The organism is Micromonospora sp. NPDC000442 (genome assembly GCF_042898635.1).
Classification (GTDB): domain Bacteria; phylum Actinomycetota; class Actinomycetes; order Mycobacteriales; family Micromonosporaceae; genus Micromonospora.
Map to the genome: position 1 here is coordinate 84,401 of NZ_JBIAYZ010000007.1, position 18,696 is coordinate 103,096.

Consider the following 18,696-nt stretch of genomic DNA (forward strand, 5'->3'; position numbering starts at 1 on the left):
CGGTGCGTCGGGGCCGCGACAATGCCGAGTCGGTGGGGGTCCAGGCGGAGACGCCGAGACGGCTAGGCTCTGCCGGTGAGTGGAGCGCGGCGGGCGACTGTGGACGACGCCCGGGAACTGGTCCGGCTGCGGGCGGTCATGTTGGGTGCGCTGAGCGGTACACCGCCGGAGCCCGGCGAATGGCAGCACACGGCCCTGCGTACGCTCCGGTTGCAGCTGCCGGACCTGGAGGCCGACCTCGCCGCCTACGTGGTGGATGCGCCGGGCCGACCTGGGACGCTTGCCGCCTGCGCGGTCGGGGTGGTCGACCTGCGGCTCGGCGGGCCGGTGGATCCGAGCGGCCGGTCCGGGTACGTCTTCAACGTGGCGACCGATCCGGCGTACCGTCGTCGGGGTTTCTCCCGGGCCTGCCTGGGCGCGTTGCTCGACTGGTTCGCCGAGCGGGGCGTGCGGACGGTGGATCTGAAGGCCAGTCCGGAGGGCGAGCCGCTCTACCGGGAGCTTGGCTTCCGTCCCACGTCGATGGCCGCGATGCGGCGGGGTGAAGGGCTCTGATGTTCGCCATTGCGTTGGGTGAGGACGCCGAACTGCGGCCGCTGAACCCGTGGCACGCCGAGGAGTTCCTGGGCAACCTGGACCGGGCGCGGCAGCACATCGCGCCGTGGGTGTCGCCGTCCTTCGTGGCCACCGACCTCGACGGGGCGCGGCACGTGCTTCAGCGTTATGCCGACCGGTGGGCCCGCGACGACGGCGGTATCTGGGGCATCTGGTCGGGCGGCACGCTTGTCGGCGGGGTGCTGCTGGTGTCGCTCAACGCGGCGTCCGGGGTGTGCGAGGCGGGTTGCTGGCTGGAACCTGCCGCCGAGGGCCGGGGTCTGGTGACCAGGGCGGTCGAACGGCTCATCGACTGGGTGCTCGTCGAACGCGGACTGCACCGGGTGGAGTGGCGCACCAACGCCGGCAACGCGCGCAGCATCGCGGTGGCCCGCCGGCTCGGCATGCGGCGGGACGGCGTACTGCGCGAGGTGTCGCCCGGCCCGGACGGTCGGATCGACCTGGAGGTCTGGTCCCTGCTCGCCCCCGAGTGGCGGGCCCGGGGCGCCGGCGCCCTGTCGATCCGGGACTCCGGCGGCGTGGCTTCTGACAAGTAGTTCAGCCGCCGGTGGCGGGGCAGAGTTGGCCCCCGCCACCGACGGCTGATCGCTCAAGGCCGGGTCAGGAGCTGGCGACGTCCACCGTGCCGGCGTAGTCCGGGTTGGCCTTCAGCCACTCCTCGACGGCCTTCTCCTCGTCGTCCTTGTGCACGTTGAACATCAGGTCCTCGAGCGAGCCGAGCTGCTGATCGTCCATCTTGAACTTCTTCAGCATCTCGGTGACCTCGGGGAAGTCGGCGCCGAAGCCCTGACGGGCCAGCATGTTGATCTCCTCGGCGCCGCCGAGCGTGCCCTTCGGGTCCGCCAGGTCCTTCAGCGGGTAGTTCGCGTAGGCCCAGTGCGGGTGCCAGAGGGTCACCACGATCGGCTTCTGGTCCTTGATCGCGCCGTCCAGCGCGGCCAGCATCGCTGGCGTCGACGACGTCTTCAGGGTGAGCTTGCCGGTCAGGCCGTACTCGGGGATGACCTTGTCCTGGGTGGCGGCGGTCAGGCCGGCGCCGGGCTCGATGCCGATGATCTCGCCGCCGAAGGTGTCGGCCTTGGCGGCGAGGTCCTCCAGCGAGTTGACGTCGCTGACGTACTCCGGCACGGCGATGCTCAGGCTGGCGTTGTCGTACCAGACGCCGACCTTCTCGATCTTGTCGCCGTACTCCTTCATGTAGTCGGCGTGGGTCTGCGGCAGCCAGCTGTCGAGGAAGAGGTCGATGTCCCCCGTCGCCAGGCCCTGATAGACGATCCCCGCCTCGACGTTCTTGAGTTCGACGTCGTAGCCCTTCTCCTCCAGCAGGTTCTTCCAGAGGTAGGAGCTGGCGATGGCTTCGTCCCAGGCCATGTAGCCGATGGTGATCTGCTTGTTGTCGCCGGCGGCGTCGCCGGAGTCGCCGTCGTCGCCGCAGGCGGCGACGCTGGTCAGCGCCAGGGTGGCGGTGGCCGCCAGCGCGACCCGGCGCACCAATTTACTGCTCCACATGTGGAGTTTCCTTCCCTTGTTGCGGTCAACCGGCGGAACTCGCGGTAGCGAGGCAGGGCGCCGGCAACGGTGACTTCCCCGCGTGGGTCAGGACGGAGGGTCAGGCCTGTTGCATGGCGCGTTGCGCCTTCGCCGAGGCGGTACGCGCGCCGATCGAGTCGGTGAGGCGGTCGAGCACCACCGCCAGGATCACCACGGCGATGCCGCCCTCGAAGCCCGCGCCGACCTGGACCCGGGCGAGCGCCGTCATGATCACCTCACCGAGACCGCCGGCACCGACCATCCCGGCGATGACGACCATCGACAGGGCCAGCATGATGACCTGGTTGACGCCGGTCATGATGGTCGGCAGGGCCAGTGGCAGTTTGGTCCGCAGCAGGATCTTCCACGGCGACGCGCCGAACGCCTCGCCGGCCTCGATGACCTCGCGGTCGACCTGGCGGAGGCCCAACTCGGTCAGGCGTACCCCGGGCGGCATGCTGAACACCACGGTGGCCAGCACGCCGGGCACGGCGCCGACGCCGAAGTAGAAGATGGCCGGGATCAGGTAGACGAACGCGGGCATCGTCTGCATCAGGTCCAGCACCGGCCGGACGACTGCCGAGACACGGCGGCTCTCCGCGACGAGGATGCCCAGCGGTACGGCGAGCAGCAGGGCGATTCCGCTGGCCACCAGGACCAGCGCCAGCGTACTCATGGTCTGTTCCCAGATCGGCAACCCGGCCACCAGGCCGAGTCCGAGCATGGTGCCGAGACCGAACCTCCAACTCCGCAGCCACCAGCCGAGGCCGGCGAAGATCATTACCATGACGATCGCCGGGGGCGCGGTCAGCAGGTCCACCAGCGGCTCCACCAGCGAGTCGACGGCGGAGGCGATGCCGTCGAAGACGGCGGACAGATGATCCCTCGACCAGTCGACGCCGACCTTGAACGCGTCGCCGATCCGTACGTACGGCAGCAGGTCATCGATACTGTCGGCGCTGTTCATGCGGGCTCTCCCGTCAGCCGGGCCGATGGTTCGGCAACCACCTGGGCCGGCACCTCCGCTGTCGGGTCGCCGTTCCCGGTCGGTGCCGTGCCGGCCGCTCCGACGGCCTGGGTCGGGTCAGTGGTCGGGTCAGTGGTCGGCGTCGTACCAACCTCGTCGGCAGGCCCGGGTGTGGCGGTGGTCTCGCCGGTGTCGGTGCTGAGGCTGCCCAGGGCGCTCAGCAGGGTGACCCGCGGAATCACGCCGGCGAGCCGCCCGTCGCTGTCGATCACGGCGACCGGTGCCGGGCTCTGGGCGGCGGCGGCGAAGATGTCGGCCACCGGCGTCGTGTCCTCGACCGTGTGGACGTACTCGGTCGACACGATCTCCTGGAGGTTCTTCCGGCCGTCCCGGACCGCCTGGGTGGCGGCGTCGGCGGTCACGGTGCCCAGGTACCGCTTGTCCCGGCCGGTGACGTAGACGGCCGACGTCTGGGTCTCGCGCAGCACCCGGGCGGCCACCCGTGGGCCGGAGTTCACGTCCACGACGCCGAGCGGTCGCTCCATGACCGCCGACGCGGTGAGGATCCTGGTCCGGTCGACGTCGGCGACGAACTGGGCGACGTAGTCGTTGGACGGGTCGGTGAGAATCTCCTCGGCGGTGCCGATCTGGACGATCCGGCCGGCACGCATGACCGCGATGCGGTCGCCGAGGCGCATCGCCTCGTTGAGGTCATGCGTGATGAACACGATCGTCTTGCCGAGTTCGGCCTGTAGCCCGATCAACTGGTCCTGCACCTCGCGGCGGATCAGCGGATCGAGCGCGGAGAAGGCCTCGTCCATGAGCATGATGTCGGTGCCGGCGGCGAGCGCGCGGGCCAGGCCGACGCGCTGGCGCATGCCGCCGGAGAGTTCCTGCGGCAGCTTGTCCGCCGAGCCATCGAGTCCGACCATCCGGAGCGCCTGTAGCGCCTTCTCCCGGCGCTCGGCGCGAGGTAGGCCCGCGATCTCCAGCGCGTAGCCGGCGTTGTCCAACACCGACCGGTGTGGCTGGAGCGCGAAGTGCTGGAAGACCATGCTGATCTTCTCGCGGCGCAGCTTCCGTAGCGCGGCCGGCTTGAGCTTGGTGATGTCGACCCCGTCGATCTCGACCGTGCCGTGCGTGGGGGACAGCAGCCCGTTGAGCATCCGGATCAGGGTGGACTTCCCCGAGCCGGACAGGCCCATGACCACGAAGATCTCGCCGCGCCTGACCTCGAAGTTCGCGTCGACGACCGCGGCCGTGACCGGTAGTCCTGCCAGCTTCTCGTCCCGGCCTGCGCTGTTCCGGAGAATCTCCGCCGCCTTGTCGGCGCGGCTCCCGTAGACCTTGTAGAGGGATTTCACTCTGAGTGCGGACACGGTCTCCATTCCAAGGGACATGCGGTACGCGGACAGCTTTCTTGGGCGACGCACGAAAGTGCGTTTCTACCGACACTATTTCCTTGCCGTGGACCTGCCGAAGTCACGACAGCCCAGGTGAGCGAGCCTCGACCCTACCCGAGAGTTTTCTGTGAACGGCAACCCCGTAGCCCGGTCCGTTGGCGCATCGTTGCACGAGGGTGAAGCGATGTGGACCGATGCGTCTGCGTCTGGACATTGGTAACCGACGCGCAATTCTGGTATCGAGGATCGGGTGGTCGACGAGCCCCTCCGACGCCTGACACTCCGGACGTGATGGGCTATATCGGCACCGGAGTGATCACGGTTCGCCGCCATGACCATCCGAATGAGTTCTTCGCCCGTGTTGGCGCCAGGCGTCCGCTGAGACCGGTGGTGCCGTTTTCTTCGCTGGCGGCGCGTCATTCTTCGGTGTGGTCCGCGTCTCGGTCCGGCGGCTCGTCTCGTGCCCGTCATATCTGGCCAGCGTGGATATTCACGGAATCGACATGGAATCTCCATGGGACCGAGACGGAATCTCCATGACATCTACATGACCCGACGGCACCTGATTCCGGCGACCGGCGGAGATCGACGAATCTCGACCGACGCCGGAATGGTGGCTCCGGGGGTGAGGGTGTGATCCCGCCGTCGACCATGGCCGCGGTGTCCGGATGCCCAACGCCACCTGGCCCCGCCTCCGCCTTTGCCGCCCTCGACCAGCCTTCACGGCCTGTTGCCGGAGGGCGGCCCGGCAGGCGCAGGCGGCGGGGACGACGTCGGGTGTCGGACTGCGGGGATGACGTCGGGTGTCGGATCGCGGCCGGGACGTCGGGCGGGAGTGCGGCCGGGTCAGCCGGCGTCAGCGAGGGCGGCGCGTAGCACGCCCGCACCGGCCGGGGCCTCCTGTTCCCATTTCGTCGGGTCGGCGGAGTAGATGACCCCGTAGGCCGGGGTGTCCGGCTGGAAGCGCCAGCTGTCGGCGAGCGTGCCCGCGTCCACCGTGTCGTAGCCGATCCGGTCCAGGAAGTCGGTCACGGTGGACTTGGCCTCGGGGTCGTCACCGGCGATCGGCAGCGCGCTGCGGTCGGCGGCATCGCCGGGCCGGGCCAGGGTGAGCAGATGCTTGAAGAAGATGTTGTTGAACGCCTTGACCACGCGGGACCGCGGCAGATGACGTTGCAGCAGCTCGCTGCTGGTGACGCTGCCCTCGTCCAACTCGGGGATCTGACCGTCCCGCTGGGGGTAGTAGTTGTTGGTGTCGACGACGACCTTGCCGGCCAGCGGCTCGGCCGGCACGGACCGGTACGACTTGAGCGGGATGGTGACCACCACCAGGTCACCGGCGCGAGCCGCGGCGTCGACGGTGCCGGCGCTCGCCTGCGGCCCCAGTTCGTCGACCAGGTCGGTCAGGGTCTCCGGCCCGCGTGAGTTGCTCAGCACCACGTCGTAGCCGGCGTGCACGGCCAGCCGCGCCAGAGTCCCTCCGATGTGCCCGCTGCCGATCAACCCCACCGTCGCCATACCTCACCCCTCCACCGCGCTGGCCTGCCCCGGACCTACCTCGCTCCGCCGTCCCACCCACCGGCTCGTCGATCATGCAGTTTTTGTCGGTCCAAAAGTGTGCGAAAGCCAGAAAAAGGCGACCACAACTGCAAGATCGACGAGGTGGGGGTGGGGTGGGGGGTTAGGCGGGGAGGTGCTTGTCGAGGGTGGTGTGGAGGGTGGGGTCGTCGGGGGTGACGGTGGGGGCGAAGCGGGCGGCGACGGTGCCGTCGGGAGCGACGAGGAACTTCTCGAAGTTCCAGCGAACGTCGCCGGTGTGACCGTCGGCGTCGGCGGTGTCCACCAGGGCCGCGTACAGGGGGTGACGGTCGGAGCCGTTGACCTCGACCTTCTCCGTGATCGGGAAGGTCACTCCGTAGTTGACCTGGCAAAACTCGCTGATTTCCGCCGCGCTGCCCGGCTCCTGCCCGGCGAACTGATTGCACGGCACTCCGAGCACGGTCAGCCCACGATCGGCGTACTCGTCCTGTAGGGCCTGCAGGCCCGCGTACTGCGGGGTGAGGCCGCAGCGCGAGGCGACGTTGACGATCAGCAGGGCGCGTCCGCGGTACTGCGCGAGGTCGGCCGGGCCGCCGGCGAGCGCACCGATCGGGATGTCGAAGACGGTCATCACCGGAGGCTACCGCCGGAACGATGACTACGGGCGATGCGGGTGGCGGTGAAGTTACCGATCGGTACCCGAGCCTTGACCGGCGGTGACGCCGGGGGAAGTCCAATCTGGCCTCCTCGCCCAATCGATACATGGACATCTTGACGAAGTGGTGGCGTGTGAGTAGCGTCTCCTCATCCTTTTGGAAAGTTTCCTAACTGTTTGGAGACGCCACATGAAGAGATCGCTTCGCCGGGCCCTCTGGGTCGGCGCCGTGGTCGCGGTGACCGTCGCCACGGTCCCGATGGCCTCGGCGTTCGGCGCCGGAAGCGTGACCGCTTCGTTCACCCGGGTGTCGGACTGGGGGACGGGTCACGAAACGCGGGTCACCATCACCAACGGGTCGGACGCCAGCGTCAGCACCTGGCGCATCGAGTTCGAGCTGCCGTCGGGCACCAGCATCGGCAGCTTCTGGGACGCCGACGTCACCCGCAACGGCAACCGCTATGTGGCGGTCAAGAAGAGCTGGGCCGGTGCGCTGGCCCCGGGCGCCTCCTTCAGCTGGGGCTACAACGGCACCGGCGCGTACCGGGCACCGCTGAACTGCACCATCAACGGCGCGTCGTGCGGCGGTGGCAGCACGCCGCCGACCACCACCGCACCGCCCACCACGACCCCGCCCACGACCACGCCGCCCACGACCACTCCGCCGACCACCACGCCCCCGACCACCACGCCGCCGAACCCGGGTGCGCAGAAGGTGGTCGGCTACTTCGCCCAGTGGGGCGTCTACGCCCGCAACTACCACGTGCGGAACATCCACACCAGCGGCTCGGCCGCGAAGCTGACCCACATCCTGTACGCCTTCGGCAACACCACGGGCGGCCGGTGCACCATCGGGGACAGCTACGCCGACTACGAGAAGGCGTACACCGCGGCGGAGAGCGTCGACGGCGTCGCCGACACCTGGGACCAGCCGCTGCGTGGCAGCTTCAACCAGCTGCGCAAGCTCAAGAAGATGTACCCGCACCTCAAGGTGATCTGGTCGTTCGGTGGCTGGACCTGGTCGGGCGGCTTCACCCAGGCCGCGCAGAACCCGACCGCCTTCGCCGAGAGCTGCTACAACCTGGTCGAGGACCCGCGCTGGGCGGACGTCTTCGACGGCATCGACATCGACTGGGAGTACCCCAACGCCTGCGGTCTGACCTGTGACGCCAGTGGCCCGAACGCGTTCAAGAACGTGGCCGGTGCGCTGCGTGCCCGGTTCGGCTCGAACAACCTGGTCACCGCCGCGATCACCGCCGACGGCAGCAACGGCGGCAAGATCGACGCCACCGACTACGCCGGTGCCGCCACGCACCTCAACTGGATCATGCCGATGACGTACGACTACTTCGGCGCCTTCAACGCGCAGGGCCCCACCGCCCCGCACTCGCCGCTGTACTCGTACTCGGGCATTCCGCAGCAGGGCTTCTGGTCCGACGCGGCGATCCAGAAGCTCAAGAGCAAGGGCATCCCGGCCAACAAGCTGTTGCTCGGCGTCGGCTTCTACGGCCGTGGCTGGACCGGGGTCACCCAGTCCACGCCGGGCGGCACCGCGACCGGGCCGGCACCAGGCACGTACGAGCAGGGCATCGAGGACTACAAGGTGCTGAAGAACACCTGCCCGGCCACCGGCACCGTCGCCGGCACGGCGTACGCCAAGTGCGGCAGCAACTGGTGGAGCTACGACACCCCGTCGACCATCGGCGGCAAGATGACGTACGCCAAGAACCAGGGCCTCGGTGGCGCCTTCTTCTGGGAGCTCTCCGGTGACACCAGCAACGGTGAGCTGATCAGCGCCATCAAGGGCGGTCTCGGCTGAGCCGACGGCCGACGCACCACCCACACGACGGGGAGGGGCCCCGCACCGGCCCCTCCCCGTCCGGCGTGCCCGGGGTCGATCCCGATGCCTGGACGGCGGTGTGACAGACTCGCCGCTCGACCGTGTCTCGATGTCCGGCGTCGAGGGAGGTGCCGATGCGGGTCATGTACCGGCGTCCGGCGAGCGTCATCGCGCTGCTCGCCACCGTGCCCTTCGCGCTGGCCGGCTGCGGGCTCGTCGGCGGTGAGCCCGAGGCGGAGCAACCGGGGCGGGCGCCGGCCGAGGAGGCCACGCTGAAGTCCCGCGAGCGGGTCCAGGCGTACCTCGACGCGATGGCCGCCAAGGACGTGGCGGCCGGTCGCAGCCAACTCTGCGCGGTGCTGCACGAGGCGTTCGACGCCGCCGCCACCGACCCGAACGGCGACTTCGCCGACCACTTCGAGGTGTCGAAGTCCGAGATCACCGACATCCGACCCGGCCCGTCCGGGCAGCAGGTCAGCACCGCGGTCACGGTGACCGTCGGCAAGAAGAAGGCGACCCGCCCGCTGCTGTTCACCGTCACCCGCGACGGGCTCGACTGGTGCATCTCCGACGAGCGGCCCGGCGCGAACAGCCCGGCCCCGGCACCCACGCCCTGACCTGCGCCACCGTCGAGGGTCGTCCATCTGCCGGAACCCGGCCCCTCGCCGGTGGCCCACCCGGCTGGTCGCCGTACGCTGAATACCATGCGCCATGAGTGGCATCAGTTGAGTCATCCGGCGGTGGGCAGCCCGGTGCTGCAGACCAGCCGCCCGACCGTCGACTCCGCCGAGGACGAGGCTCTCGGCCTGGACCGCTGGCGGGAGCTGCCGCGCGCCCAGACCCCGCCCTGGCCCGACGAGGCCCAGGTCGCCGAGGTCTGCAAGGTGCTCGACACAGTGCCGTCGGTGGTCGCTCCGTACGAGGTCGATCAGTTGCGCCAGCGTCTGGCGTTGGTCTGTGAGGGCAAGGCGTTCCTGCTGCAGGGCGGTGACTGCGCGGAGACCTTCGCCGACAACACCGAGAGTCACCTGCTGGCCAACGCCCGCACGCTGTTGCAGATGGCCATCGTGCTGACCTATGGCGCGTCGTTGCCGGTGGTGAAGGTGGCCCGGGTGGCCGGGCAGTACACCAAGCCCCGGTCGCTGCCGACCGACGCGCGCGGCCTGCCGGCCTACCGCGGCGACATGATCAACTCGCTGGAGACCACGCCGGAGGCGCGGGTCGCCGACCCGCAGCGCATGATCAGGGCGTACGCGAACTCGGCCGCCGCCATGAACATGTTGCGTGCCTACCTGGCCGGTGGGCTGGCCGACCTGCACGCGGTGCACGACTGGAACAAGGGCTTCGTGCGCAACTCCCCGGCCGGCGAGCGGTACGAGGCGATCGCCCGGGAGATCGACCGGGCCCTGGCGTTCATCCGCGCCTGCGGGATGACCGAGGACGACGCGTTGCGCACGGTCACCCTGTACTGCTCGCACGAGGCGCTCGCGCTGGAGTACGACCGGGCGTTGACCCGGGTCTCCGGTGGCCGGCCGTACGGGCTCTCCGGGCACTTCCTGTGGATCGGTGAGCGCACCCGGCAGATCGACGGGGCGCACATCGACTTCATCTCCCGCATCGCCAACCCGATCGGGGTCAAGCTCGGCCCGACCACCACTCCGGACGAGGCGATCGAGCTCTGCGAGAAGCTGAATCCGGACAACATCCCCGGCCGGCTCACCCTGATCAGCCGGATGGGCAACCACAAGGTCCGGGACGCACTGCCGCCGATCGTGGCCAAGGTGACCGCCGCCGGAGCCAAGGTGGTGTGGCAGTGCGACCCGATGCACGGCAACACCCACGAATCGTCAAACGGCTACAAGACGCGCCACTTCGATCGGATCGTCGACGAGGTGCTGGGCTACTTCGAGGTGCACCGTGGCCTGGACACCCACCCCGGCGGTCTGCACGTCGAGCTGACCGGCGAGGACGTCACCGAGTGCCTCGGTGGCGCCCAGGGCATCGCCGACCTCGACCTGCCCGACCGCTACGAGACCGCCTGCGACCCCCGTCTCAACACCCAGCAGTCCCTGGAGCTGGCCTTCCTCGTCGCGGAGATGCTCCGTGGCTGACGCGAGGAGTGAGCTTGCGAGCCCCGCAGTCGGCGGCCGAGGGAGTGACTGTGGCTGACGCGAGGAGTGAGCTTGCGAGCCCCGCAGTCGGCGGCCGAAGGAGCGACTGTGGCTGACCTGATCGACCTGCGTTCGGACACGGTGACCCGGCCCACCGCCGAGATGCGGCAGGCCATGGCCGGTGCCGAGGTGGGTGACGACGTCTACGGCGAGGACCCCACGGTCAAGGCCCTGGAGGCCGAGGTCGCCGCGATGTTCGGGCACGAGGCGGCGTTGTTCTGCCCGAGCGGGTCGATGGCCAACCAGATCGCCCTGCAACTGCTGGTGCCGCCCGGCTCGGAGCTGCTCTGCGATGCAGACGCGCACGTTGTCACGTACGAGATGGGGGCTGCCGCCGCGTACGGCGGGGTCACCTCGCGGACCTGGCCTCCGGTGGGTGCCCAGCTCGACCCCGACGTGGTCGCCGGAATGGTGCGTCCCGACGGCTACTGGGCGGTGCCCACCCGGGCGATCGCGGTGGAGCAGACCCACAACCGTGGCGGCGGCGGGGTGATCCCCCTCGACACGCTGCGCGAGCTCCGCCGGGTCGCCGACGCCGGGCAGGTGGCGCTGCACTGCGACGGTGCTCGGATCTGGCACGCCCACGTCGCCGACGGGGTGCCACTGGCCAACTACGGTGCGTTGTTCGACACCCTGTCGGTCTGCCTGTCCAAGGGGCTCGGCGCGCCGGTCGGCTCACTGGTCGTCGGCGCTGCCGACCGGATCGAACGGGGCCGGATGATCCGCAAGCGGATGGGCGGTGGGATGCGTCAGGCCGGCATCCTGGCCGCCGCCGGTCGGCACGCGCTGGCGCACCACATCGACCGGCTGGCCGCCGACCATGCGAAGGCGGCCCGGCTGGCGGAGGCGGTCGCCCCGTTCGGGGTGCTGGCCACCACGGTGCGCACCAACATCGTTCCGTTGGATCTGACCAAGGCCCCGCTGGACGCGCCCACGCTGGCCGCCGCCGCCCGCGCCGAGGGCGTACTGATCTCGGTGCTCGGTCCCCACACGGCCCGCCTGGTCACCCACCTCGACGTCACCAACGCCCAGGTCGACCAGGCCGCCACCACCCTCACCCACATCCTCCGCCACTGACCCCCGCCCCTACCCGCCACCTCTGTTGATCATGAGGTTAGCGGCACTCGCAGAGATCGACATCGCCGCTAACCTCATGATCAACGAGGGGAGCGGGGGAGGGGCGGGGCGGGGGCGGGGAAGCTGGGGGGAGTTAGGCGCGGGGGAGGAGGCGGCGGAGGGTGGTTATGTCGGCGGCGTGGCCCTCGTGGCGTTCGGTGGGGGTTTCCACCAGCACCGGAACGCCGAGGGTGGCGGGGTGACGCATCAGCTCGGCGAAGGCTGGTTCGCCGATCATGCCCTTGCCGATGTTCTCGTGGCGGTCCCGGGTGGACCCGCACAGGTCCTTGGAGTCGTTCGCGTGTACCAGCCGTAGCCGGTCCGTCCCGACCGCGGTCACCAGGGCGTCCAGCGTCGCGGTCATCCCGCCCTCGGCGGCCAGGTCGTGCCCGGCGGCCCAGGCGTGGCAGGTGTCGAAGCAGACACCGAGCCACGGGTGCCGGTCCACCGCGTCGAGGTACGGCCCGAGCTGTTCCACCCGGCAGGCCAGTGACCGGCCGCCACCGGCGCTCGGCTCGACCAGCAGCATCGGGCCGCCCGCGTCGGCGGCCGAGTCGAGCAGCGGCAGCAGCGACTCGCGCACCTGCCGCATGGCCGCGTCGGCGTGCCCGGCGTCCACCGCACTGCCGGCGTGGAAGACCACCCCGCGCGCGCCGATTGCGGCACCTCGGCGCAGCGCGTGCGCCAGGGCCTGGGTCGACCGCTCGACGGTTGCCGCGGTCGGCGAGCCGAGGTTGACCAGTAGCGACGCGTGGATGTAGACGGCGACGCCGCGTTCGGCGCAGCCGTCGCGGAACAGCGCGTCCTGCACCGGATCGCCGGCCGGCATTGCCCAGCCCCGGGAGTTGCCGACGTAGACCTGCGCCACCTCGGAGCCGGCCGCGTCGACGTACGGCAGTGCCGCCTTCGCCAGCCCACCCGAGGTGGGTGTGTGCGAACCGATCGGTCGGTGGCCGGGATCCGGAGCCGGCATCAGAAGCACCCGATGGTGATCTGGGTCCCGGGGGCGACCTGGGCGTTCTCGTTCGGGTTCTGGAACCGGGTGACGGCGTTCGGGTTGAACTGCACCGCCACCGGGAAGCCCTGGCTCTCCAGCACCTGCTTGGCCTGCTGGCACGGCAGGTCGACGACGCGCGGCACGGTCACCAGCGGCGGACCCTCGCTGACCTCCAGCCGGATCTGGGCACCCTTCTCCACGCCGCCGCCGGCGGTCGGGCTCTGCCCGATCACCTCGTCACGCGGCTTGTCGGACTCCTTGCGCGTCGGCTCCACCAGCACCAGGCCGAGCTGCGCGATCTGGTTACGGGCGTCGTTGAGGTTCTTGCCGACCAGATTCGGCACGGTGATCGGGGCCCGGCCCTTGCTGAGGATGACGGTGATCTCGTCGCCCGGTTTGACCTCCTCGCCCGCCTTCGGGTCGGTGGCCACCACGATGCCCTCCGGCAGGCTGTCGTCGTACCGGGCGGTGCCCTTGACTACCTCGAGCTGGGCGCTGAGCAGGTCGGCCTCGGCCAGCGCGAACTCCTTGCCGACCACGTCCGGCAGCTCGAAGCGCTCCGGCCCGAGCGACAGGGTGAGGGTGATGGTGCCGCCCTTGAGGATCCGGGCGGACGAGGCGGGATCCTGGCCCAGCACACCGTCGCGGGGGATCTGGTCGTCGTACCGCGGGTCGGCGTAGATCACCTCGAAGCCGGCCTGGGACGCCTGTGCCTCCGCCTCGGCCTTGTTCATGCTCACCAGCTGCGGCGCGGTGGTGTACCGACCGACCCCGAACCACCAGCCACCGAGCGCGGCCACCAGCCCGAGCACCACGACGACGGCCGCGACGGCGAAACGTCCGCCGCCCTGGCCGGTCAGCCGGGCGCCCAGCCCGGCCAGTCGGGTACGCAGATCGTCGCCGCCGCTCGGCGTCGCCCGACGCCGACCGCGAGTGGGTGGGCCGCCTTCCGGCAGGCGGGCCCAGGTCGGTCGCTCGGGCGGACGTACGGGCGCGACCATCATCGTCGGTTGCGACACGGCCGGGTCGCCGGTCACCGGAGCGATCAGAGCGGTGTGGCTGTTCGGACTGCCCAACCCGTCCCGGGCCACCTGCACCTCGGCCAGCAGCGTGCCGGCGTCGGCGGGGCGGGCCGACGGGTCGCGCCGGGTGGCGTGGGCGACCAGGTCGTCGAGCACCCTCGGCAGGCCGGGCACCAGCATCGACGGTGCGGGGACGTCCCGGTCCACGTGCTGCCAGGCGATGTCGATCGGCCGGTCACCGTCGTACGGCACCCGGCCGGTGAGCATCTCGAACAGCACGATGCCCGTCGAGTAGACGTCGGTGCGGGCGTCGGCCCGGCCGTCGGTCACCAGCTCCGGAGCCACGTACGCCACGGTGGCCATCAACTGGTTCCCGCTGTCGTGGTCGGTGCTCGCCTCGACGGCCCGGGCCAGCCCGAAGTCGGTCACCTTGACCACGCTGTCGACGAGGTTGGCCGGGCCAGCGCTGGGCGCCTCGGCGACCAGGACGTTCTCCGGTTTCACATCGCGGTGCACCAGGCCGGCCCGGTGGGCGGCGCCGATGGCCGCGAGCATCTGCTCGGTGATGGCCAGCGCCTCGTCCGGGTTGAGTCGGCGCCGCTCGGCCAGCACCTCGCGCAGGGTACGGCCGCGGACGTACTCCATGATCAGGTACGGTCGCCCGGCGTGGGTGCCCTGGTCGTAGACCGCCACCACGTTGGGGTGGGTGAGCCGGGCGATCGTCTTGGCCTCGTCGGTGAACCGGTCGACGAAGCTGGGTCGACCGGCCTGACCGGGTGACCCCTGGGCCGAGTGAATGATCTTGACGGCGACGGTGCGTTCGAGCCGCTCGTCGGTGGCTGTGTACACGGTCGCCATGCCGCCACGGGCCACGCGACCGCGAATGCGGTAGCGCCCGTCGATCAGCGAGCCCAGCAACGTGTCGGCGACCTGTGTGTCCATCAGCAGGCAGTCTATGTGTCGGGGGACGAAGGTTGAACAGGATGCTACCGGCAGGCGCCCGCCCCCGGGTCCGGCGCGCGCGCAGGGTGACGATTGCCCCTGCTCAGGGTGGTCGCCGGGAGGTCGTTGACCGGGCGCGAGGGCGGCGTGGCAGGGTGTTGCGCGTGACCGATTACGTACCCGCTGAGGGCACCGCGCCCCTGGCCGGTCCCGCCGACGCGGCGGGCTGGCTGACCCTGCCGGACGTCGCCGAGCGGCTCGACCTGCCGATCAGCAAGGTCCACCAGATGATCCGGGACCGGGAAATGATCGCGGTGCGCCGCGACGGTGTCCGCCGGATCCCGGCCGACCTGGTGGCCAACCACACCGTGCTCAAGCACCTGCCGGGCGTGCTGACTCTGCTGGCCGACGCCGGTTACGACGACGAGGCCGCGCTGCGCTGGCTCTACGAGCCCGACGAGACGTTGGCCGCTGGTACCCCCGCGGCCGCCCTCGGCGGCGATCAGGCCCGTGAGGTCAAGCGCCGCGCCCAGGCCCTGGGCTTCTGACGGAGTCAGTCGGCGCGACGGGTGGCGGCGATGGCCAGGTCCACCAGCGCCTGCCGGGCCTCGGTGTCCAGGTCGACGGCGGTGAGCGCGGCGAGCGCCGCGTCGGTCAGCGTGACGATGCGCTGCTCGGTACGGGCCAGTGCACCGGTGTCGACGATCAGTTCCCGCAGCCGAGCCACCCCGGTGGCGTCCAGCTCGCCGTCGCCGAGGCCACCGAGCAGCAGCGTGCGACCGGCGTCGTCGGCCACCTCCAGGGCCGCCGCCACCAGGTAGGTCCGCTTGCCCTCGCGCAGGTCGTCGCCGGCCGGCTTGCCGGTCTGCGCCGGGTCGCCGAAGACGCCCAGCACATCGTCGCGCAACTGAAAAGCCTCACCCAACGGCAAGCCGTACGCCGAGTAGGCGATGCGTACGTCGGCGGGGGCGTCGGCCAGCGCCGCGCCGATCAGCAGTGGCCGTTCCACGGTGTACTTGGCCGACTTGTACCGGGCGACCTTGCCGGCCCGTTCCAGCGAGGTGTCCCCGGTGGCCTGGGTCAGCACGTCGAGGTACTGCCCGATGGTGACCTCGGTGCGCATCTCGTCGAAGTCCGGTCGGGCCCGGGCCACCGTCCGGGGGTCGAGCCCGGCGGAGTGCAGCAGCTCGTCGGACCAGACCAGGCACAGGTCGCCCAGCAGGATCGCCGCTGCGTCACCGAAGCCGTCCGGGTCGCCACCCCAGCCGGCTGAGCGGTGCCGGGTGGCGAACCGTCGGTGTACTGCGGGCTCACCCCGTCGGGTGTCGGAGCGATCCATCAGGTCGTCGTGGATCAGGGCGCTGGCCTGCACGAACTCGAGTGCGGCGAGAGCGGTCACCACCGGGTCGGTGTCCACTCCGCCGGCACCCCGGTAGCCCCAGTAGGCGAAGGCCGGCCGCAGCCGCTTGCCGCCACCCAGCACGAACGCCTCGATCGCCTCGGCGACCGGTACCAGGGCGTCGTCGACGTCGGTCAGCCAGGCGCGACGGCCGGCGAGGAAGTCCGACAGCGCCTTGTCGACCCGCTGGCGCAGGCTGGCACGGTCGACCGGGGAGACGGGAGCAGCATGGGTCACGTCCCGACGCTAATGGGTCGGGGTACGCCGCGACGACCCACCCGCCCTCCGGCGCGTCGTGCGTCGCTGGTCGCGGCCGGGTCGGCCCGGCCGGGCCGGGGAGCGCCGTGCCGTGCGTGGCGGGCTGCCGGGCACCGCGAGGATCCGGACCAGCCAGCCGCGCCAGAAGCGTCCCGGCACGCGCACCCCTCGCTCCCATCGGGAAATCTCGTGCCGGCTCAACGTGAACACTCCGGCGGCGGCACAGAGTTCGGCGGCGAGCCGGGACTGGCTCCACCCTCGGGCGAGCCGTGACCGGGCCACCAGCGGGCCGAGGGCGCCCGGGGCGGGCCGGGTAGGGGCGAGCGGGGACGGGGACATTGATCCTCCGGCGGGTCGGCGGGGTGACGGCCCGATCCCACCCGATCAGGGCGGTGCCGGTACGCACCGTCTGCTGCTGACCCCCGCGCGGCCCCCCGGTGGGCTCTCGACCACACCCGCGCAGGTCAGCAGGCTAGTCCGGCGGTGCGACAGTTTTCCGCGCCGCTGGGCGCGGCGGGCAATGAACATTCTGTTGTCTCCACCGCTGGGAAGTCGGTAGGGGTGCCCGGCCCGGCCCGCTAGAGTCGGTGCGTGGCGCTCGGTCTTCCCTCGGTCCTCCCGAACTCGCAACCGGCGATCGGAGAGCTGGTCCGCGACTGCCAGCCGACCTTCTCCTTCGAGTTCATGCCCCCGAAGACGGAGCAGGGCGAGCGGCAGTTGTGGCAGGCCATCCGCGAGCTGGAGCCCCTGCGTCCCTCCTTCGTCTCGATCACCTACGGTGCGGGCGGCTCGACCCGGGACACCACGGTCGCGGTCACCGAGCGGATCGCCACCGAGACCACGCTGCTGCCGATGGCCCACCTGACGGCGGTCAACCACTCCGTCGCCGAGTTGCGGCACGTCATCGGCCGGCTGGCCGGGGTCGGGGTGCGCAACGTGCTGGTGGTGCGCGGCGACCCGCCGGGCGATCCCACAGGCGAGTGGATCCCGCACCCCGACGGCGTGCACTACGCCGAGGACCTCGTCCGGCTGGTCCGTCACTCCGGCGATTTCAGCGTCGGCGTCGCCGCCTTCCCCTACCGGCATCCGCGCTCACCGGACGTCGCCGCCGACACCGAGTACTTCGTGCGCAAGTGCCGGGCCGGCGCGGATTTCGCGATCACTCAGATGTTCTTCGACGTTGACGAATACCTTCGGCTGCGTGACCGGGTGGCCGCCGCGGGCTGCGACACCCCGATCCTGGCCGGGGTGATGCCGGTGACCCGGATCGGCACCATCGAGCGATCCGTGCAACTGTCCGGGGCACCCTTCCCGCCCGCGCTGGCCGCGCGGTTCGAGCGGGTCGCCGACGATCCGGAGGCGGTCCGCCGGCTCGGCATCGAGCAGACCAGCGAGATGTGCCGGCGGCTGCTCGACGAGGGGATCCCGGGGATCCACTTCATCACCTTCAACCGGTCCACCGCGACCCGGGAGATATGGCAGAACCTGCGGGTGAGTGCCGCGACGTGACCCCCGGCGCGCGACACCTCGGCGCTGTCGCGACGGTTGAACCGTGGTGGGCAGACAGCTGAACTGGAACGAGTACGCCACGGCGTGGGCGCGGCTGCACGGCGGTTTCGATCCCCGGGTCGCCACTCCGGTGGTGCGTGGCTGGCTGCGCTTCTCCTACCACGTCGGGTTCCTGCTGGGCCGGCTACGGGTCGGCCCGACCGCGGTGACGGTGGTCGGGGTGCTGCTCTGCCTCTGCGTACCGCTGCTCGCGGTCCGGCCGGGTGACGGGCCGTTCCTGGGTGCGCTGTTCGTGCTGCTCGCCTCGGTGGCCGACAGCGTCGACGGTGCGGTGGCGGTGGCCACCGGGCGTACCACCCGGCTCGGCTACGTCTACGACTCGTTGGCCGACCGGATCGGCGAGGCCGCCTGGCTGGTGGCGTTCTGGCTGGTCGGCGCGCCGGGTGCGCTTGTCGCCGCGGGTGGTGCGCTCTCCTGGTTGCACGAGTACGTCCGGGCCCGCGCGGTCGCCGCCGGCATGCGGGAGATCGGCGCGGTCACCGTGGGGGAGCGGCCCACCCGGGTCTGCGTGGCCGTGGCGGGGCTGCTGCTGGCCGGCCTGAGCGGACTTATCGAGGTGGACCTGGCCGCCGGCACCATCACCATGGCGACCGCGGTCTGGGTGCTGCTCGCCGCCTTCGGGCTGGGGCAGTTGCTCTCCGCCGTCCGCCGGGCGTTGCTCGACGCCGGCTGA

Annotated in this window: 18 protein-coding genes; 9 read left to right on the forward strand and 9 right to left on the reverse strand. The window is 70.7% G+C overall.

Annotated elements, in window-relative coordinates; translation table 11 throughout:
• Positions 1-75: 75 nt before the first annotated feature.
• The gene (locus ACFY2A_RS13390) at positions 76-555 is read left to right on the forward strand and encodes a GNAT family N-acetyltransferase (protein ID WP_387171416.1); all 480 of its coding nucleotides are present in this window, start codon (positions 76-78) and stop codon (positions 553-555) included.
• Positions 555-1,151 carry a GNAT family N-acetyltransferase gene (locus ACFY2A_RS13395; protein ID WP_387171418.1) on the forward strand — a complete coding sequence of 199 codons (597 nt, stop codon included), beginning with the start codon at positions 555-557 and terminating at the stop codon, positions 1,149-1,151. The genes ACFY2A_RS13390 and ACFY2A_RS13395 overlap by 1 nt, the downstream gene beginning before the upstream one ends.
• 64 nt (positions 1,152-1,215) lie before the next feature.
• Here the strand turns inward: ACFY2A_RS13395 and ACFY2A_RS13400 are convergent, their stop codons facing one another.
• The 5 genes from ACFY2A_RS13400 to ACFY2A_RS13420 form a co-directional block, all read right to left on the reverse strand.
• Positions 1,216-2,124 (reverse strand): glycine betaine ABC transporter substrate-binding protein, encoded by a 909-nt coding sequence (locus tag ACFY2A_RS13400; RefSeq protein ID WP_387171420.1) that lies wholly within the window; start codon positions 2,122-2,124, stop codon positions 1,216-1,218.
• 100 nt (positions 2,125-2,224) lie between these two features.
• Entirely contained in the window at positions 2,225-3,112 is an 888-nt protein-coding gene (locus ACFY2A_RS13405) for an ABC transporter permease subunit (protein ID WP_363924491.1), read from the reverse strand.
• Positions 3,109-4,500 carry a glycine betaine/L-proline ABC transporter ATP-binding protein gene (locus tag ACFY2A_RS13410; protein WP_363924490.1) on the reverse strand — a complete coding sequence of 464 codons (1,392 nt, stop codon included), beginning with the start codon at positions 4,498-4,500 and terminating at the stop codon, positions 3,109-3,111. Before ACFY2A_RS13410 ends, ACFY2A_RS13405 begins: the two co-directional genes overlap by 4 nt.
• Positions 4,501-5,361: 861 nt before the next feature.
• Positions 5,362-6,033, reverse strand: a complete 672-nt coding sequence (locus tag ACFY2A_RS13415) for an NADPH-dependent F420 reductase (protein WP_387171422.1) — start codon at positions 6,031-6,033, stop codon at positions 5,362-5,364.
• A 163-nt stretch (positions 6,034-6,196) separates the two neighbouring features.
• Positions 6,197-6,685 carry a glutathione peroxidase gene (locus ACFY2A_RS13420; protein ID WP_387171424.1) on the reverse strand — a complete coding sequence of 163 codons (489 nt, stop codon included), beginning with the start codon at positions 6,683-6,685 and terminating at the stop codon, positions 6,197-6,199.
• Positions 6,686-6,899: 214 nt separating this feature from the next.
• Between ACFY2A_RS13420 and ACFY2A_RS13425 the strand changes: the two genes are divergently transcribed.
• The 4 genes from ACFY2A_RS13425 (at position 6,900) to ACFY2A_RS13440 (ending at position 11,797) form a co-directional block, all read left to right on the forward strand.
• Positions 6,900-8,528: a glycosyl hydrolase family 18 protein gene (locus tag ACFY2A_RS13425; RefSeq protein ID WP_387171426.1), complete on the forward strand. Its 1,629-nt coding sequence runs from the start codon at positions 6,900-6,902 to the stop codon at positions 8,526-8,528.
• Positions 8,529-8,683: 155 nt separating this feature from the next.
• Positions 8,684-9,166: a hypothetical protein gene (locus ACFY2A_RS13430; protein WP_363924486.1), complete on the forward strand. Its 483-nt coding sequence runs from the start codon at positions 8,684-8,686 to the stop codon at positions 9,164-9,166.
• Positions 9,167-9,253: 87 nt separating this feature from the next.
• The gene (locus tag ACFY2A_RS13435; RefSeq protein WP_363924485.1) at positions 9,254-10,660 is read left to right on the forward strand and encodes a class II 3-deoxy-7-phosphoheptulonate synthase; all 1,407 of its coding nucleotides are present in this window, start codon (positions 9,254-9,256) and stop codon (positions 10,658-10,660) included.
• Between the two features lie 108 nt (positions 10,661-10,768).
• Positions 10,769-11,797 carry a threonine aldolase family protein gene (locus ACFY2A_RS13440; RefSeq protein WP_387171428.1) on the forward strand — a complete coding sequence of 343 codons (1,029 nt, stop codon included), beginning with the start codon at positions 10,769-10,771 and terminating at the stop codon, positions 11,795-11,797.
• A gap of 133 nt (positions 11,798-11,930) precedes the next feature.
• Here the strand turns inward: ACFY2A_RS13440 and ACFY2A_RS13445 are convergent, their stop codons facing one another.
• Together ACFY2A_RS13445 and pknB are read right to left on the reverse strand one after the other, a co-directional pair.
• Positions 11,931-12,809, reverse strand: coding sequence for a deoxyribonuclease IV (locus tag ACFY2A_RS13445; protein ID WP_387171430.1), 879 nt, complete (start codon positions 12,807-12,809; stop codon positions 11,931-11,933).
• Entirely contained in the window at positions 12,809-14,797 is a 1,989-nt protein-coding gene (pknB, locus tag ACFY2A_RS13450) for a Stk1 family PASTA domain-containing Ser/Thr kinase (protein ID WP_387171431.1), read from the reverse strand. Before pknB ends, ACFY2A_RS13445 begins: the two co-directional genes overlap by 1 nt.
• A gap of 164 nt (positions 14,798-14,961) precedes the next feature.
• On the opposite strand from pknB, the gene ACFY2A_RS13455 reads away from it, so the two are divergent.
• Positions 14,962-15,345: an Rv2175c family DNA-binding protein gene (locus ACFY2A_RS13455; protein ID WP_387171433.1), complete on the forward strand. Its 384-nt coding sequence runs from the start codon at positions 14,962-14,964 to the stop codon at positions 15,343-15,345.
• A 5-nt stretch (positions 15,346-15,350) separates the two neighbouring features.
• Here the strand turns inward: ACFY2A_RS13455 and ACFY2A_RS13460 are convergent, their stop codons facing one another.
• Complete coding sequence (locus ACFY2A_RS13460; RefSeq protein ID WP_363924480.1) at positions 15,351-16,433, reverse strand: polyprenyl synthetase family protein; 1,083 nt, start codon at positions 16,431-16,433, stop codon at positions 15,351-15,353.
• A 9-nt stretch (positions 16,434-16,442) separates the two neighbouring features.
• Positions 16,443-16,793 (reverse strand): multiprotein-bridging factor 1 family protein, encoded by a 351-nt coding sequence (locus ACFY2A_RS13465; protein ID WP_387171435.1) that lies wholly within the window; start codon positions 16,791-16,793, stop codon positions 16,443-16,445.
• Positions 16,794-17,045: 252 nt separating this feature from the next.
• Here ACFY2A_RS13465 and metF point away from each other — a divergent pair, with 252 nt between their 5' ends.
• Both metF and ACFY2A_RS13475 read left to right on the forward strand, forming a co-directional pair.
• Positions 17,046-17,963, forward strand: a complete 918-nt coding sequence (gene metF / locus ACFY2A_RS13470) for a methylenetetrahydrofolate reductase [NAD(P)H] (RefSeq protein ID WP_387171437.1) — start codon at positions 17,046-17,048, stop codon at positions 17,961-17,963.
• A 43-nt stretch (positions 17,964-18,006) separates the two neighbouring features.
• Positions 18,007-18,696 carry a CDP-alcohol phosphatidyltransferase family protein gene (locus tag ACFY2A_RS13475; RefSeq protein WP_387171439.1) on the forward strand — a complete coding sequence of 230 codons (690 nt, stop codon included), beginning with the start codon at positions 18,007-18,009 and terminating at the stop codon, positions 18,694-18,696.

What these genes read in the sequence shown, in the direction of transcription:
- ACFY2A_RS13400 (WP_387171420.1), bottom strand. Translation starts at nt 2,124, where the DNA reads ATGTGGAGCAGTAAATTGGTGCGCCGGGTCGCGCTGGCGGCCACCGCC.
- ACFY2A_RS13430 (WP_363924486.1), top strand. Translation starts at nt 8,684, where the DNA reads ATGCGGGTCATGTACCGGCGTCCGGCGAGCGTCATCGCGCTGCTCGCC.
- ACFY2A_RS13405 (WP_363924491.1), bottom strand. Translation starts at nt 3,112, where the DNA reads ATGAACAGCGCCGACAGTATCGATGACCTGCTGCCGTACGTACGGATC.
- ACFY2A_RS13465 (WP_387171435.1), bottom strand. Translation starts at nt 16,793, where the DNA reads ATGTCCCCGTCCCCGCTCGCCCCTACCCGGCCCGCCCCGGGCGCCCTC.
- ACFY2A_RS13415 (WP_387171422.1), bottom strand. Translation starts at nt 6,033, where the DNA reads ATGGCGACGGTGGGGTTGATCGGCAGCGGGCACATCGGAGGGACTCTG.
- ACFY2A_RS13435 (WP_363924485.1), top strand. Translation starts at nt 9,254, where the DNA reads ATGCGCCATGAGTGGCATCAGTTGAGTCATCCGGCGGTGGGCAGCCCG.
- ACFY2A_RS13420 (WP_387171424.1), bottom strand. Translation starts at nt 6,685, where the DNA reads ATGACCGTCTTCGACATCCCGATCGGTGCGCTCGCCGGCGGCCCGGCC.
- ACFY2A_RS13395 (WP_387171418.1), top strand. Translation starts at nt 555, where the DNA reads ATGTTCGCCATTGCGTTGGGTGAGGACGCCGAACTGCGGCCGCTGAAC.
- pknB (WP_387171431.1), bottom strand. Translation starts at nt 14,797, where the DNA reads ATGGACACACAGGTCGCCGACACGTTGCTGGGCTCGCTGATCGACGGG.
- ACFY2A_RS13410 (WP_363924490.1), bottom strand. Translation starts at nt 4,500, where the DNA reads ATGGAGACCGTGTCCGCACTCAGAGTGAAATCCCTCTACAAGGTCTAC.
- ACFY2A_RS13445 (WP_387171430.1), bottom strand. Translation starts at nt 12,809, where the DNA reads ATGCCGGCTCCGGATCCCGGCCACCGACCGATCGGTTCGCACACACCC.
- ACFY2A_RS13425 (WP_387171426.1), top strand. Translation starts at nt 6,900, where the DNA reads ATGAAGAGATCGCTTCGCCGGGCCCTCTGGGTCGGCGCCGTGGTCGCG.